Below are 14,942 nucleotides of genomic sequence, written 5' to 3' on the forward strand. Positions count from 1 at the left end.
GGTGATAAGGGGGTTGCGAAGGCGGCCCGGCTTGGTCCTAGTCGAGCCGACCTGCCTTAACAAGCCGGAGGAATTGCCATGCCCGCCCCCGCCCGTGACCAGCGCTTCATCCTTGACCATGTCGTGGGCTTTGCCGAAGTGGCCGCGACCCCGCGTTTCGCCGAGGCAAGCGCCGATATGGTGACCGCGATCCTGGCCGAGGCGGCGCGGATGTGCGACGACGTGGTCGCGCCGGTGAACCGCGCGGGCGATCTGACGCCGGCGCGGCTTGAAAACGGGGTCGTGCGGTCCTCGCCCGGGTTCGACAAGGCCTATCAGGCGATCGCCACCGGCGGCTGGATCGGCGTTTCGGCCAACCCGGACCATGGCGGCATGGGCCTGCCGCATGTTCTGGCGACCTGCGTGAACGAGATGCTGGCCGGGGCCTGCCTGTCCTTGCAGCTGAACCCCCTGCTGACCCAGGGCCAGATCGAGGCGCTGGACCACCATGCCAGCGACGATCTGAAGGCGCTGTATCTGCCCAAGCTGATCTCGGGCGAATGGTCGGGCACGATGAACCTGACCGAGCCGCAGGCCGGGTCGGATGTGGGGGCGCTGAAATCGCGGGCCGAGCCGCTGGGCGACGGCACCTATGCGGTGACGGGGCAGAAGATCTTCATCACCTGGGGCGACAATGACCTTGTGTCGAATGTCTGCCATCTGGTCCTGGCGCGGCTGCCCGACGGGGCGGCGGGAACGCGGGGGATCTCGTTGTTCCTGGTGCCGAAATTCCTGCCTGACGATCAGGGCAATCCCGGCGTGGCCAACAGCCTGAAAGTGGTCAGCCTGGAACACAAGCTGGGCATCCATGGCAGCCCGACCTGCGTGATGCAGTTCGACGGCGCCAAGGGCTGGCTGGTGGGCGCGCCGCACAAGGGGATGGCCGCGATGTTCACCATGATGAACAATGCCCGGCTGGGCGTGGGCGTGCAGGGCGTGGGCGTGGCCGAAGCGGCGCTGCAAAAGGCCGTTGCCTTCGCGCAGGACCGCGTGCAGGGCCCGACGCCGGAAGGCGTGGCGGGGATCATCGGCCATGCCGATGTGCGCCGCATGCTGGCCGAGGCGCGGGCCGAGGTTTTCACCGCGCGCGCCATCGCCTTGGCCTGCGCGAAGGCCATCGACATGGCCACCGCGACAGGCGCCCCGGAATGGCAGGCCCGCGCGGCGCTGCTGACGCCGATCGCCAAGGCCTATGGCACCGATGTCGGCATCCGCGTCGCCGATACGGGCGTGCAGGTCCATGGCGGCATGGGCTTCATCGAGGAAACGGGTGCCGCGCAATATCTGCGCGATGCGCGGATCACCGCGATCTATGAAGGCACCAACGGCATTCAGGCGATGGATCTGGTTGGGCGCAAGCTGGCCGATGGCGGCGAGGCGGCGTTCCGGCTGATCGGCGAGATCGAGGCGGATGCGAAATCCGCCCGCGACGCGCTGCCCGATCTGGCCGGCGATCTGTGGCAGGCGGCCGAATCGCTGCGCGAGACGACCGAGGCGCTGCTGGCGCTGGCGCCGAATGACAGATTCGCAGGGGCCGTGCCCTATCTGACCGCCTTCGCGCTGGTTCTGGGCGGGCAGGCGCATCTGAAAGCGGCGCTGGCCGATGCGGCACGGCTGCCCTTGGCGCGGGTCATGATCCGCCGGTTGCTGCCCCGCCATGCACCCCTGCTGACCGAAGCCCGCGAAGGCGCCGAGGGGCTGTATGCGCTGACGCCCGAGGCTTTGGCGGGCTAAGGTCCGGGCCTTAGCGCCGGGTCATCGCGATGCGGATCAGCGCGCGTTCCATCACCGCGTAAAGCGGCGCGCGCGACGAAGATCGCAGCGTCAGATCCGCCTCGACCAGCTGCTGCAGCGCCGATTCCAGCGCGCGCAGCGGCCATTGTCCGACCTGGCGCTGCATCCGGTCGCGCCTTGGCCCGAAGACGCGCGCCTTCATCAGCCCGGCCTGCAGCCCGCCCGGGTCGATCTTGGCGGTGTGCAGCGCCCGGAAATGCCGCGTCGCCTGGATGCACAGCCCCACCGGCTGCACGCCCTGACCTTCCAGCCGCCGCATCAAAAGCCCGATCGCGGGCGTGTCGCGCTCGGCCACCGCATGCAGCAATTCATCGGTTTCCGCCTCGATCGAGGCCGGCGCCATCGCCGCCACTTCGGCCGGCGTCAGCGGGCTGTCATCCTGCCATTTGTACAGCGCGATCTTCTGCAGCGTCTGGCGGAAATCGCCCGGATCCAGCGCACGGGCCAGGGTGGCCAGATCCGCCATCGTCTCGGGCGGGATGCGCGACAGGCCGGCACGGGCCAGCTCGGCCTCGATGTCCTCGCGGCTTGGCGGCTCGTCATAAAGCCCGATGCACACGGCGTTCGAGTGTTTCTCGAACAGGGTTTTCAGCGCCGATTTGCCGGTCAGTGCGCCGGCCGTGACCACGATCGTCGCATCGCCCGGCACCCAGGCCGCCAGCGCCGCGGCAATCGGCGGGGCAAGCCCGTCGGTCGCATCCTCGGCAAAGGCCACGCGCGGGCCCGGGAAGAAACCGATCTCCTTGATCGCATCGGTCAGAAGCGAGGGCGTGCGTCGCAGATCGCCGGCACTGATCCGCGACAGGCGCATCTCGGCCTCGCCTTCGGGCCCGACCAGCGCCAGGATCGCATCCTGCCGCTTCAGCGCGACCCGCATCGCATTTTCGCCGAAGATCAGCAGACCGGCGCGGGCAGGGTCGGGCTTGGCGAGAAAGCGGTTCGCCTCGGCCCCGCGCAGGATCATGGCCCCGCCGCCGTCTCTGCCGCCATCGCCGCCACCAGTCGCGCCACGATCTGATCGGCCAGAATGCGCATCAGCCGCGTGCCGGCATCTTCCTCGGCCGCCAGCCCCGCCACGGTCGATCCGGTCGAGGCCCAGGCGGTGAAGCTGTGCACCCGGCCCGAGGCCACGGTCTTGCCCGTCTCGCGCTGCACAAGCGCATAGTCGATGGCGCCCTTCAGGTTGTAGCGGGTGATCTTGCTGTCCGAGGTCAGGCCGACGCCCACCGTTTCGGTCTGGATGCGATAGGTCAGGTCATAGACCGTCGCATGCGGCCGGCCGAGCCGTTCCTCGATCCGTTCGACGAAATCGAATCCGTTGCGGTCGGTCGGGTCGGCGGCGCGTACCGTGCCGGTCAGCGCCGTCGCCGGCCCGCCCGGCGCATAGGCCGGAGTGAAGCCGCAGGCGGCCAGCGCCAGCGGCGACAGAAGAAAAAGGCGGCGGTTACACGACGACATTCACGATCCGGCCCGGCACGACGATGATCTTCTTCACCGGCTGCCCGGCAAGGAACTTGATCACATCCTCATTCGCCAGCGCGCGTTTTTCAACCTCGGGCGCGGCCATGTCCTTCGGAACCACGATTTCGCCGCGCCGCTTGCCGTTGATCTGGATCGGCAGCGTCACGCTGTCATCGACCAGCAGCGCCGGATCGGCCTTGGGCCAGGGCGCCTGGGCGCAAAGCCCGGCACCGCCCTGATAGGACCAGATCGATTCGGCGATATGCGGCACCATCGGCGACATCAGCTTGGCCAGGGTGCGCATCGCTTCCTTCATCGCCGGCGTCGAGGCATTGGCCCGCGCCAGCGTGTTGGTAAAGGCGTAAAGCGAGGCGATGGCCTTGTTGAAGGCAAAGCCTTCGATGCCCTTGGTGATCTCGTCGATGGCGCGCGCGGTCGCCCGTGCCAATTCGTCATCGCCCGTGCCGGTGTGATCGGCCGGCATTTCGCCGATGCGCGAACACAGGCCCCAGACCCGCGACAGATGCTTGTAGGCGGCTTCGGCGCCCGAGGCCGTCCATTCCACGTCCCGCTCGGGCGGCGAATCGGACATCACGAACCAGCGCGCCGTATCGGCGCCGAACTGGGCGATGATGTTCATCGGATCGACGACATTCTTCTTCGATTTCGACATCTTGGCCGAGGGGATCACCTCGACCAGCGACCCGGCATCGGCAAGTTCCTGCAGCCAGGCATCGACATCGGCGATCAATTCGGGGTCCGGCGGCGGCACGTCGCCCAGAACCACGACCCGCCGGTCGCCCAGCGTGAACGAAGTCACGTCCTCGGGCAGGTGATAGACCGGCCGGCCGCGTTCGTCGGTGGTCTTGTAGATCTCATGCGTGACCATGCCCTGCGTGAACAGCGCATTGAACGGCTCGATCGCCTTCTGCGGCAGATGGCCGGTCGCATGCATCGCCCGGGCGAAGAAGCGGCTGTACAGCAGATGCAGAATCGCATGCTCGATGCCGCCGATATACTGGTCGACATTCATCCAGTACTCGACCTCGGCCTTGTCGGTCGGCGTGGCCGCGCGGGGCGAGGTGAAGCGGGCATAGTACCAGGACGAATCGACGAAGGTGTCCATCGTATCCGTCTCGCGCCGGGCCGGGGCGCCGCAGGCGGGGCAGGGCACGTCGCGCCAGGTCGGGTGACGGTCCAGCGGATTGCCCGGCTTGTCGAAACTCACGTCATCGGGCAGGCGGACGGGCAGGTTTTCCTTCTTCTCCGGCACGACGCCGCATTTGGCGCAATGCACGACCGGAATCGGGCAGCCCCAATAGCGCTGGCGGGAAAGCCCCCAGTCGCGCAGCCGGAACTTGGTGACGCCCCGGCCATAGCCCTGCGCCTCGGCATGGGCGATGGCAGCAGCCACGCCCTCGTCGCCGGTCTGGGTCTCTACCCCCGCGAAGCCGCGGATATAGCGGACCTTCTCCGACTTCATCGGCACGAAGGCCGCGTCCAGTACGGCGTCCTCGGCGCCTTCCGCCACGAAGACCGGCCGGATCGGCAGCCCGTATTTGGTGGCGAAGTCGAAGTCGCGCTGGTCATGCGCCGGGCAGCCGAAGATGGCGCCGGTGCCGTAATCCATCAGGATGAAATTCGCGATCCAGACCGGCAATTCCCAGGCCGGATCCAGCGGATGCTTCACCTTGATGCCGGTGTCATAGCCGATCTTTTCCGCCGTCTCGATTTCCTCGGCCGAGGTGCCGCCCTTGCGGCATTCGGCGATGAAGGCGGCCACGGCCGGATCCTTCTCCAGCTCTTTGGCCAGCGGGTGATCCGGGCTGATCGCGGCGAAGGACGCCCCCATCAGCGTATCGGGCCGCGTTGTATAGACCTCAAGCTTGTCAAAGCCTTGCGGCGCGCCGGCCGTTTCAAAGCCGAATTGCATCCCGCGCGAGCGGCCGATCCAGTTGGCCTGCATCAGCCGCACCTTCTCGGGCCAGTCCTTCAGCCCGTCCAGCGCGGTCAGCAGCTCTTCGGAATAATCCGAGATCTTGAAGAACCATTGCACCAGCTCGCGCCGTTCGACCGCCGCGCCGGACCGCCAGCCCTTGCCGTCGATCACCTGTTCGTTCGCCAGCACGGTCATGTCGACCGGGTCCCAGTTCACCACCGCGGCCTTGCGATAGACCAGGCCCTTTTCCAGCATGTCCAGGAACATCGCCTGCTGCTGGCCGTAATAGTCGGGGTCGCAGGTGGCAAATTCGCGCGACCAGTCGATCGACAGGCCCAGGGGCTTCATCTGCGCCTTCATGTCGGCGATATTGGCGTAGGTCCAATCCTTCGGATGGCCGCCCCGCTCCATCGCGGCATTCTCGGCCGGCATGCCGAAGGCGTCCCAGCCCATCGGATGCAGCACCGAATGGCCCTTGGCGGCCATGAAGCGCGCCACGACATCGCCCATCGTGTAATTGCGCACATGGCCCATATGGATGCGCCCCGACGGATAGGGGAACATCTCAAGCACGTAATATTTCGGCTTCGAGGGATCGTGCCGCGCGGTGAAGGCCCCCGCTTCGTCCCAGGCCTTCTGCCATCTGGGCTCGATCACCGAAGGGTCATAGCGCGACATTCAGGACACCTCATTCTCAGTCAGGCGCGGGATACACCCGGCCAAGGCCCAAGGTAAAGCCACCCCGGCTCGGGCGGCCTTCCTCTCTGTGCAAATATCCCGGGTTCCGGGGCAGAGCCCCGGCGGTCGGCCAGGGGGCGCGATGGCCCGAAGGGTCAGGGCCTAAAGCTTGGAATCGCGCAGACGCAGTTGGCGGGCGCGGGTCAGGATCGCATCCTCGACCGCCCGCGTCGTCTCGGGCGAGACGGCACCGCCGCCCTTGGTCTGCAGCGCGATCTTCAGGCTGCGCGCATCAAGCGCCGGATCCTGCACATAGATCGTGGCGCGATAGGCGCGGCCGCCGCCCGGAGGCGCGCCATAGCCGGTGACGATCACCCCGGTGAACGGGTCCACCGTCTCGATCGGCAGGAAGTTCAGCACTTCCAGGCTGGCCTGCCAGATATACTTGTTCACCTCGACCGTGGTGTTGGGATTGTCCGAATTGCTGAACAGATCCCAGATCGTGCCATTGCTGCGCTTGCCATCGGCGCCCAGCTTTTCCATCGCCGCGCGCTTGTCATCGGCCGCCTGGCGCGAGGCCATTTCGTCCGCGGTCACCACGCCATCGCGGGCACCGCGCCCGAACAGGCCGGAATCGCCGCCGCAGCCGGCCAGGAACAGTGGAAGGCTTGCGGCAAGAACAAGGCGCGCAAAGGCGGGCGCGGTCAGGGTCGGGGGCATCAGGCTCTCCGGTCGGTCACAGGGGTTCTCTATCCGAGCCCCCGGGGCGGAACAAGGATTTTCCCCGCGGGCCTGCGCGCTTCCGCCCGCGGGACGCGCGAAAATCCTTGCAGCACACGGGTCTGGCCCGGGGCGGGGCGGCAAGGCGTCGCGGCCCGTCTTTGGCCTTGGTGGGGCGCCGGGGCGGAAAACCCGACTGTGGCATAGCTGCACCATCGCCACAGGCTTTGCCCGATCCTGCCCCGGAAACGTTGCAATTGAGGCCGCAAGGACCGAAACACAGCCCATACCCAATTCGGATTCCCCTGAGTTGGGCCATCCTTGAGTCAAACGAGGGAAAACGATGAAAAAGATTCTTCTTGCCACCACCATGCTGGCTGGCACCGCGGGTCTCGCCGCCGCCGAAGTGACGGTGAAGGGCGAAGCCGAAATGGGTATCTGGTCGAACGCGGCTGGCGACGTTGCCTTCTGGCAAGACGTCGAAGTCAAGTTCTCGATGTCGGGCACCACCGATGGCGGCCTGGAATTCGGCGCCGCGATCGACCTGGACGAAGGCAACGTTGCCCTGAATGACGACTCGGGCACCACTGTCTACATCTCGGGCGCCTTCGGCAAGCTGACCCTGGGCGACACCGATGGTGCGCTGGACTGGGCTCTGGCCGACATGGACAGCGGCATGACCTCGATCGCCGACGACCACACCACGCACGTGGCTTGGTTCGGTGGCAATGACATGGACGGCTCCAGCAACGGTGCTGGCGATGGCCAAATCCTGCGCTACGAAAACACCTTCGGCCAGTTCGGCTTCGCGGTGTCGTTGGAGCAAGGCGACGATGGCGTCGGCGTTGAAGACGACATCTATGGCGTCGGTATCAAGTACACCGCGAACCTGGGTGGCACCGACGTGAACCTGGGTCTGGCCTACCAAGACGCCGGCGACAATGGCTCGGCCATCGGTGTGTCGGCTGCTGCGACCTTCGGCGGCGCGTTCACCGGCAAGATCGGCTATATCTCGTTCGACGACGACTGGGACAACCGCGACAACAAGATCGGTGCTGAACTGACCTACGTGTCGGGCCCGATCGGCGTGGGCGTCAACTACGGTAAGGTTGAGCAAGTCGTTGGCGACTCGTTCGACTCCTTCGGTGTGGTCGCCAACTATGACCTGGGCGGCGGCGCCAAGGTCGAGTTCGGCTACGGCTCGGACGTCGATGGCCTGGACAACGACCAATGGTCGCTGGGTATCGGGATGTCGTTCTAATCGAACGATCCTCTGATCAGGGAAGGGCGGGCCAATGGCCCGCCCTTTTCCTTTGGCGGCCCCCCTGCGGCATCGCTTTCTCCTTGCCCTTCCTTCCCTTCCGCCGCCCCGGCCGCTAGTGTCGGCGCGACGATTGCGAAGATGATCAGCCGGAGATCCCCATGGCCAGCCCGACGGCGCCCGCTGCGACAGATGCGAAAGCCGCCTATGCCCGCGCCATGACCGCGCTGCAGGCCGGACGCTTTGCCGAGGCGCTGGACCTGTTCCGCGCCCTGCATGAGGCCAATCCGAGGATTGCCGAGGTCGAATATCAGATCGCCCGCATCTTCACCCGTTTCGACCGCTTCGACCGCGCGCTGTTCCATGCCCAGGCCGCGGCACAGCTGGCCCCTTCCCAACCCGCCGTCTGGACCGCCTGGGCCGATGCCGCCGCGCTGGACGGCAGCCCCGCCGCCCGCCGTGCCTTCACTGCCGCGCTGAAATCGTCGCCGCTGCCGTCCGAGGCGAAGCAGCCGCTCTTGGCCCGCTTCGGCGCCCATTCCGGCATGAACCGGCCCGCAACCGGCGGCGTTCCGGCCGATCAGCTGAAAGCGCTGCTGGCGCTGGAAACCTCGGGCCGCCACGCCGAAGCCGAATTGCTGGCCAAGCGGCTGCTGACCGCCCATCGCGGTGCGGCGCTGGTGGCCAATGTTCTGGGCTCGGCCCTGGCCGCCCAGGGCAAGCTGGACGAGGCGCTGCAGGCCTATCGCGCCGCCCAGGCCGCCGATCCGCGCTATGCCGAGGCGCTGGCGAACATGGCGCCGGTGCTGCTGCGGCTGGGCCGCGCCGACGAGGCGCGCCAGGCTTTCCGCGCCGCGATCGCGCTGGCGCCCGATCTGCTGCCGGCCCTGGCCGGGCTGGGCAATCTGGCCTTGGCCGAGGGGCAGGCCAAGGCCGCGCTGCTTTGGCTGGACCGCGCCGCCACCCTGGCGCCGACGCGCGCCGATCTGCAATTGGCCCGCGGCAATGCGCTGACCCTGCTGCGCGATTACGAGGCCGCGCGCCAGGCCTTTGCCGCCGCGGTGAAAAGCGCCGGTGGCAAGGATGCGCTGCCGCTGATGATGCTGGCCCAGGCCGAGGCGCATCTGGGCCAGGATGCCGAGGCCGAGGCGCATTTTGCCGCCGCCCTGGCGCTTGCGCCGGGCCATGCGTCGATCCTGGGCGCAAGGGGCGTCTTCCTGCAGGGCTTGGGCCGCTTTGCCGAGGCCGAGGCGGATTTCCTGCAGGCCATCGAGGCCGATCCCGCCACGGGTGAGCCCTACCGGCTGTATTACGCCTCGCACAAGGCCAAGCCGGGTGAGCCGTTGATCGCCGAGATGCAACGCCGCTTTGCCGACCCCGGCGCCAGCGACCGCGACCGGATGGCGCTGGGCTTCGCGCTGGCCAAGGCGCTGGAGGATGCGAAGGACTATGGCCGGGTCTTCGACTATCTCGATCCCGCCAATGCGCTGATGCGCAAGGCCAATCCCTATGACATCGCCGAACGCGAGGATCAGGTTGCCCGGCTGATGGAGGCGATGGCCGGCATGGATTGGCAGGGCGCGACGATCCCCGGCGCCACCGAGGCCGCGCCGATCTTTGTCACCGGCATGCCGCGGTCGGGCACGACGCTGGTGGAACAGATCATCGCCAGCCATTCCAGCGTGACCGGGGCGGGGGAACTGGCCGACGGCACCGTCTCGGCGCTAAGGCTGCTGTTCGGCGGCAAGGGCGGCGGCTTCCGTCCGGCGCTGTCGATCGCCCCGGCCGAATTCGCGGCGCTGGGCCAGGATTATGCCGCGATGATCCGCAGCCGCTTTCCCGATGCCGAGCGGATCACCGACAAGTCGATCCAGACCTATCTGACGTTGGGACTGGCCAAGCTGGCCATGCCGAAGGCACGGTTCATCGTGGTGCGCCGCGATCCGCGCGACACGCTTTTGTCGATCTACAAGAATGTCTTCCCGGCCGGCACCCATTTGTACGGCTATGACCAGGTCGATCTGGCGCGCCATTACACGACCTTCGTCAGGATGATCGACTTCTGGCGCAGCCTGGTTCCCGACTGGTTCCACGAGATCCAGTACGAGGATCTGGTCGCCGACCCCGAACCGCAAAGCCGCGCCCTGATCGCGGCCTGCGGGCTGGACTGGCAGGATGCCTGCCTGAATTTCCACCAGAACACCCGCAAGGTCGAAACGCTCAGCGTCTTCCAGGTGCGCCAGCCGATCTCGACCGGATCGGTCAAGGCCTGGGCGCGCTATGGCGACCGGCTGAAGCCGATGCTCGACCAGCTGCGTGCCGACGGACATATCAAGGACTGAGACGATGGGACTTGTCGAAATCACGGCGCGGCTGCGCGCGGCGGAACGGGCGGCCGGCCGGGCCGAAGGCGCGGTGACGCTGATCGCGGTGTCGAAAATTCAGCCGGCCGAGCGGGTTCTGGCGGTGCTGGATCAGGGCCAGCGCGTCTTTGGCGAGAATTACGTGCAGGAAGCGGCGGGGAAATGGCCGGCCTGGCGCCAGGCCTATCCCGGGGTCGATCTGCATATGATCGGGCCCTTGCAGACCAATAAGGCCAAAGTCGCGGTGGAATTGTTCGACGCGATCCACACCGTCGACCGGCCCTCGCTGGCCGAGAAGCTGGCGCGTCTGGCCCAGGGGCGCGGCACCAGCCCGCAGCTGTTCGTGCAGGTCAATACCGGGGCCGAGCCGCAGAAGGCTGGCGTCCTGCCCGAGCAGCTGGATGATTTCGTCGCCGCCTGCCGGATGATGGACCTGCCGGTGGCGGGGCTGATGTGCATCCCGCCCGAGGCCGAAGCGCCGGGCCCGCATTTCGCCCTGCTGCGCGACATGGCGGGCCGCAACGGCCTGGCGGGTCTGTCGATGGGCATGAGCGCCGATTTCGAAGCGGCGGTGGCGGCGGGCGCCACCCATATCCGCGTCGGCAGCGCGATCTTCGGCGACCGGGTCAAGCCGCCGGCGGCCGGCTAACGCCGGCAGCCCGACAGCTGGACGCGGTACATCTCGGCCCGGGTGCCGACGCGCGCCGCGACCTCGACCAGCCAGGGCTTGGCCAGATGGCTTTTGTTGACAAAGCCGGTCCGGCCTTCGTGATAGGCAAGATACTGGTTCTCGGCATCGTTCAGCGCGATGCCCAGATTCATGTTGGTCTGGTTGAAGTACCAGCCCATGAAATCGGTCGCGGCGCGAATGTCGTCGCGCTTGGCGCCGCGCCCGCCTTCGGCCTTCTGATATTCCTCCCAGGTGCCGTTCAGCGCCTGGCTGTAGCCATAGGCGGTGCTTTGCCGGCCCATCGGGATCACCCCAAGCGCGAAGCGATGCGGGGTCTGGGCATTGCCGATGAATTTCGATTCCTGATGGATCACCGCCATCTGAACCCAGACCGGCACGCCCCATTTCCGCTCGGTCGCGCGCATCGCCGCGCGATATTGCGGCCTTTCGCGCAGAATCTCGCAGGCGTCATCCAGCTGCCGCGGCGCCGAATAGCGCCCGCCTCCGCCGCATGACGCAAGGAAAAGCAGCACCAAAGCTGCCCGAAAATACCTGCTCATCTGCCCCTCGATTGCCTGGTGGGCTTTTTCTTTGCCGAAACCATAGCGCATCCCGGGCGCGGGGAAAACCGGGGAAACCGGGCCGAACCGCCTGAGGCGGATCAGAAATCCGCGAGGCCCGGCGAAAGCCTGCCGCCCGAGCCCGGCGCCGCTGGTCGCCGCCGGGCATCACCGGGCGCGGCGCAGGGGGTAGAACACTGTGACTCAGCAGACCACAGTTTGTTTCCCTGATTCGCCGCTGCCGCAGCGCAAGGCCGGTAGACATCCGGCCTTTTCTGGCAATATGACGGAACGGGGGCCAGACGCCATGCTTACGACACACGCGAAATATCATATCGGCCAGGTTCTGCGGCACCGGAAGCATCCGTTCCGCGGCGTGGTCTTTGACGTCGATGCGATGTTTTCGAACACCGATGAATGGTACGAAAACATTCCCGAAGAAAGCCGGCCCTCGAAGGACCAGCCCTTCTACCACCTGCTGGCCGAGAACGACCAAAGCTATTACGTCGCCTATGTGTCCGAGCAGAATCTGGTCCCGGACGAGACCGGAGAGCCGGTCGATCACCCCGATCTGGGCGATCTGTTCGGCGATTTCGAGGATGGGCGCTATCCGCTGCAGTTCCAGCTGAACTAGCGCGGCGGCCGAAAAATCCCCTTTGCGGCGTCAGGCGGTTACGGCTTGCTAACCCTTCGCCCCTAGTCTCGGACCAGCGAGAAACCGGGGATGAAACCAATGCCGCTGAAAGCCTCGATGCAAGGGACGACGCTTGTCATCCGCGCGCTGGATGACCGGATCGATGCCGCCGGCGCGATCCAGTTCAAGGAACAGATGCGCGATCTGACCGCCACGCCATCGGCGCGGGTGATCCTGGATCTGTCAAATGTGCAATTCCTTGATTCCTCGGGGCTTGGCGCCGTGGTCGCGGTGATGAAGCTTCTGGCACCGCAGCGGAAGCTGGAACTTGCCGGGCTGACGCCCACGGTGGAAAAGGTGTTCCGGCTGACGCGCATGGACACGGTCTTTACCATCCATGCCGGCGTGGATCAGGGGCTTCGGCAGGTCGGCTGACGGCCGGCCGGCGGGGGCGCCTGGGTCGGGCGCCCCGGGGCAGGACGTCCGGGGCAGGACGGGGGCAGAAAGGTGACCGGCGCCGCGATGATCGAGATGACGGGAGAGCCGAGTTCGGTGCGCGACGGGTTGCGCCGCGCCATGCACAGCCCGCCGCTGGTGGCGCTGGCACAGGAAGACCGCTCGACCGCCGAAATCGTTCTGGCCGAGATTCTGAACAACATCGCCGAACATGCCTATTCCGCGGGCGAGGGGCCGATCCGGCTTTGGCTGGGCTGGGCCGAGGGGCGGCTGTCCTGCCGGATCGAGGATGAGGGTCTGCCCATGCCCGGCGGCAGCCCGCCCGTGGGCCGCCCGCCCCGGCCCGAAGACCTGGCCGAGGGCGGATTCGGCTGGCACTTGATTCGCAGCCTTGCGGCGGATCTGGCCTATGAACGCGCGCGCGGGGTGAACCGGCTGTGCTTCACCCTTCCGGCGGAACAATCCGTGGGCTGAGCGGGGATCGTTTCGAATTCATCCGAATTGACGCGATCATGCCCCATTTCCCCCTAAATTCTGCCAGTTCCGGGCGCCATACAGGACTTGTAGCTGCTAAAGGCTTCACCTCGGCGCCAGGATCAACAGCCCCCACCCAGTCCTGGCGCCGAGGTTCCATTCCCCCAGAAATCGCGACGGATCCGGCCGCCCGCACCCTTGGGGCCTGCGCCGCCCGCGGGTCCAACCTGCTGCCCCGCCTTCGGGCCAAGCCACCTTGGCAGCTTCGCCGCATCGCCCTAGGCTTCTGCACAAAGGAGCCCTGCATGCGCGATTTTCACCTTCCCGGCCGCTCGGCGGTTCATGCGACCAATGGCATGGCCGCGACCTCGCATCCTCTGGCCGCGCTGACGGCGATCGAGGTGCTGAAGGCGGGGGGCAATGCCGCCGATGCCGCCATCGCCGCCGCCATGGTGCTGAACGTGGCCGAGCCGCAGATGTGCGGGCTGGGCGGCGATTGTTTCGTGCTGCTGAAGCCGCCGGGCGACGAAAGGGTGATCGCGCTGAACGGCTCGGGCCGGGCGCCTTTGGGCCTTGATGCCGATCAGATCCGCGCCGAAGGCCATGCCACCGTGCCGATCCATGGCATCCATTCCGTCACCCTGCCCGGCGCGGTCGACGCCTTCTGCCGGCTGAATGCCGATTGGGGGCTTCTGGGCCTGGACCAGTTGCTGGCCCCGGCGATCCATTATGCCGATGCGGGCATCCCGGTCAGTCCGCGCACGGCCTTTGACTGGGCCACCGACATTGCCGATCTGCAGGGCGACGCGCTGGAATTCTACAGTCTGGGCGGCAAGGCGCCGGTGGCGGGGCAGCTTTTCCGTGCCCCCGGCCTGGCCGAGGTGATGCGCCGGATCGCTGCCGAAGGGCGCCAGGGCTTTTACGACGGCGAAGTGGCCGAGGACATGATCGCCTCGCTGCAGGCGCTGGGGGGGCGCCACACGCAGGAAGACCTGGCCGTCACCCGCTGCGATCTGGCCGCGCCGATCGAGGGCAGTTATGGCGGCGTCGACCTGCTGGAGCATCCGCCGAACGGCCAGGGCGCGACGGCGATCCTGATGCTGAACATCCTGGCGCAGTTCGACCTGAAATCGCTTGATCCGCTTGGGGCGGCCCGCGCGCATCTTGAAGCCGAGGCCGCGAAACTGGCCTATGACGCGCGCAACCGCTTCATCGCCGACCGCACGGCGCGGCTGGACCATATGCTGTCGGTCGAGACGGCGCAGCGTCTGGCCGCGCTGATCGACCCGAAACGCGCGATGCCCGATGCGCATCCGGTCTCGGAAGCCGTCCACAAGGACACGGTCTATCTGACCGTCGTCGACCGTGACCGCATGGCGGTGTCGCTGATCTATTCGGTGTTCTGGGGCTTCGGCTCGGGTCTGGCCTCGCGCAAGTTCGGCATCAATTTCCAGAACCGCGGCGCGGGCTTCACGCTGGAGCGTGGCCATCCGAACGAGGCCGGGCCCGGCAAGCGGCCGATGCACACGATCATTCCGGCCATGCTGCGGCAGGGCGGGCGGGTGATCATGCCCTTCGGCGTGATGGGCGGCGCCTATCAGCCCAACGGCCATGCGCGCGTGGTGTCGAACCTGACCGATTACGGGATGGAGCTGCAAGAGGCGCTGGATGCCCCGCGCTGTTTCGCGGCCGGCGAGGAGGGGATGCAGGTCGAACGCGGCTATTCCAATGCGGTGCGGGCCGAACTGGCGGAGATGGGCCATCCGGTGACGCTGCCCGACACGCCGATCGGTGGCGCTCAGGCCATCGTGATCGGGCAGGACGGGGTGCTGACCGGCGCCTCGGACCCGCGCAAGGATGGCTGCGCGCTGGGCTATTGAAGGCGGAAACAGA

13 protein-coding genes are annotated in these 14,942 nt (G+C 67.0%); 8 read left to right on the forward strand and 5 right to left on the reverse strand.

Annotated elements, in window-relative coordinates; translation table 11 throughout:
• Nucleotides 1-78 precede the first annotated feature (78 nt).
• Entirely contained in the window at nucleotides 79-1,773 is a 1,695-nt protein-coding gene (locus K1Y73_RS02885; RefSeq protein ID WP_225026416.1) for an acyl-CoA dehydrogenase, read from the forward strand.
• A 10-nt stretch (nucleotides 1,774-1,783) separates the two neighbouring features.
• On the opposite strand, the gene holA is transcribed toward K1Y73_RS02885, so the two are convergent.
• The 4 genes from holA to K1Y73_RS02905 all read right to left on the reverse strand — a co-directional run bounded on the left by holA (nucleotide 1,784) and on the right by K1Y73_RS02905 (nucleotide 6,631).
• Entirely contained in the window at nucleotides 1,784-2,797 is a 1,014-nt protein-coding gene (gene holA, locus K1Y73_RS02890) for a DNA polymerase III subunit delta (RefSeq protein ID WP_225026417.1), read from the reverse strand.
• Nucleotides 2,794-3,291 carry an LPS assembly lipoprotein LptE gene (lptE, locus tag K1Y73_RS02895; protein ID WP_225026418.1) on the reverse strand — a complete coding sequence of 166 codons (498 nt, stop codon included), beginning with the start codon at nucleotides 3,289-3,291 and terminating at the stop codon, nucleotides 2,794-2,796. The genes holA and lptE overlap by 4 nt, the downstream gene beginning before the upstream one ends.
• On the reverse strand, nucleotides 3,278-5,911 hold the full coding sequence (leuS, locus tag K1Y73_RS02900; RefSeq protein ID WP_225026419.1) for a leucine--tRNA ligase: 2,634 nt from the start codon (nucleotides 5,909-5,911) through the stop codon (nucleotides 3,278-3,280). The genes lptE and leuS overlap by 14 nt, the downstream gene beginning before the upstream one ends.
• Nucleotides 5,912-6,073: 162 nt before the next feature.
• Nucleotides 6,074-6,631, reverse strand: a complete 558-nt coding sequence (locus K1Y73_RS02905; protein ID WP_225026420.1) for a DUF3576 domain-containing protein — start codon at nucleotides 6,629-6,631, stop codon at nucleotides 6,074-6,076.
• Between the two features lie 343 nt (nucleotides 6,632-6,974).
• Between K1Y73_RS02905 and K1Y73_RS02910 the strand changes: the two genes are divergently transcribed.
• The 3 genes from K1Y73_RS02910 (at nucleotide 6,975) to K1Y73_RS02920 (ending at nucleotide 10,904) form a co-directional block, all read left to right on the forward strand.
• Entirely contained in the window at nucleotides 6,975-7,892 is a 918-nt protein-coding gene (locus K1Y73_RS02910) for a porin (RefSeq protein WP_225026421.1), read from the forward strand.
• 161 nt (nucleotides 7,893-8,053) lie between these two features.
• Nucleotides 8,054-10,234: a tetratricopeptide repeat-containing sulfotransferase family protein gene (locus K1Y73_RS02915; protein ID WP_225026422.1), complete on the forward strand. Its 2,181-nt coding sequence runs from the start codon at nucleotides 8,054-8,056 to the stop codon at nucleotides 10,232-10,234.
• Between the two features lie 4 nt (nucleotides 10,235-10,238).
• Nucleotides 10,239-10,904 (forward strand): YggS family pyridoxal phosphate-dependent enzyme, encoded by a 666-nt coding sequence (locus tag K1Y73_RS02920; RefSeq protein ID WP_225026423.1) that lies wholly within the window; start codon nucleotides 10,239-10,241, stop codon nucleotides 10,902-10,904.
• On the opposite strand, the gene K1Y73_RS02925 is transcribed toward K1Y73_RS02920, so the two are convergent.
• Nucleotides 10,901-11,485 carry a transglycosylase SLT domain-containing protein gene (locus K1Y73_RS02925; protein WP_225026424.1) on the reverse strand — a complete coding sequence of 195 codons (585 nt, stop codon included), beginning with the start codon at nucleotides 11,483-11,485 and terminating at the stop codon, nucleotides 10,901-10,903. The genes K1Y73_RS02920 and K1Y73_RS02925 overlap by 4 nt on opposite strands.
• 307 nt (nucleotides 11,486-11,792) lie before the next feature.
• Here K1Y73_RS02925 and hspQ point away from each other — a divergent pair, with 307 nt between their 5' ends.
• The 4 genes from hspQ (at nucleotide 11,793) to K1Y73_RS02945 (ending at nucleotide 14,929) form a co-directional block, all read left to right on the forward strand.
• Nucleotides 11,793-12,119: a heat shock protein HspQ gene (hspQ, locus tag K1Y73_RS02930; protein ID WP_225026425.1), complete on the forward strand. Its 327-nt coding sequence runs from the start codon at nucleotides 11,793-11,795 to the stop codon at nucleotides 12,117-12,119.
• 99 nt (nucleotides 12,120-12,218) lie between these two features.
• Nucleotides 12,219-12,554, forward strand: coding sequence for an STAS domain-containing protein (locus K1Y73_RS02935; protein WP_225026426.1), 336 nt, complete (start codon nucleotides 12,219-12,221; stop codon nucleotides 12,552-12,554).
• A gap of 72 nt (nucleotides 12,555-12,626) precedes the next feature.
• The gene (locus K1Y73_RS02940) at nucleotides 12,627-13,049 is read left to right on the forward strand and encodes an ATP-binding protein (protein ID WP_225026427.1); all 423 of its coding nucleotides are present in this window, start codon (nucleotides 12,627-12,629) and stop codon (nucleotides 13,047-13,049) included.
• A gap of 305 nt (nucleotides 13,050-13,354) precedes the next feature.
• Complete coding sequence (locus tag K1Y73_RS02945; protein WP_225026428.1) at nucleotides 13,355-14,929, forward strand: gamma-glutamyltransferase family protein; 1,575 nt, start codon at nucleotides 13,355-13,357, stop codon at nucleotides 14,927-14,929.
• Nucleotides 14,930-14,942 lie beyond the last annotated feature (13 nt).

The sequence above is a fragment of the Xinfangfangia pollutisoli genome, from assembly GCF_020179405.1.
Lineage (GTDB): Bacteria > Pseudomonadota > Alphaproteobacteria > Rhodobacterales > Rhodobacteraceae > Pseudogemmobacter > Pseudogemmobacter pollutisoli.

Bases quoted from the DNA above. Each gene is read 5' to 3' on its own strand.
- K1Y73_RS02915 (WP_225026422.1), top strand. From the start codon at position 8,054: ATGGCCAGCCCGACGGCGCCCGCTGCGACAGATGCGAAAGCCGCCTAT.
- K1Y73_RS02885 (WP_225026416.1), top strand. From the start codon at position 79: ATGCCCGCCCCCGCCCGTGACCAGCGCTTCATCCTTGACCATGTCGTG.
- hspQ (WP_225026425.1), top strand. From the start codon at position 11,793: ATGCTTACGACACACGCGAAATATCATATCGGCCAGGTTCTGCGGCAC.
- K1Y73_RS02905 (WP_225026420.1), bottom strand. From the start codon at position 6,631: ATGCCCCCGACCCTGACCGCGCCCGCCTTTGCGCGCCTTGTTCTTGCC.
- K1Y73_RS02910 (WP_225026421.1), top strand. From the start codon at position 6,975: ATGAAAAAGATTCTTCTTGCCACCACCATGCTGGCTGGCACCGCGGGT.
- K1Y73_RS02925 (WP_225026424.1), bottom strand. From the start codon at position 11,485: ATGAGCAGGTATTTTCGGGCAGCTTTGGTGCTGCTTTTCCTTGCGTCA.
- lptE (WP_225026418.1), bottom strand. From the start codon at position 3,291: ATGTCGTCGTGTAACCGCCGCCTTTTTCTTCTGTCGCCGCTGGCGCTG.
- leuS (WP_225026419.1), bottom strand. From the start codon at position 5,911: ATGTCGCGCTATGACCCTTCGGTGATCGAGCCCAGATGGCAGAAGGCC.
- K1Y73_RS02920 (WP_225026423.1), top strand. From the start codon at position 10,239: ATGGGACTTGTCGAAATCACGGCGCGGCTGCGCGCGGCGGAACGGGCG.
- holA (WP_225026417.1), bottom strand. From the start codon at position 2,797: ATGATCCTGCGCGGGGCCGAGGCGAACCGCTTTCTCGCCAAGCCCGAC.
- K1Y73_RS02945 (WP_225026428.1), top strand. From the start codon at position 13,355: ATGCGCGATTTTCACCTTCCCGGCCGCTCGGCGGTTCATGCGACCAAT.
- K1Y73_RS02935 (WP_225026426.1), top strand. From the start codon at position 12,219: ATGCCGCTGAAAGCCTCGATGCAAGGGACGACGCTTGTCATCCGCGCG.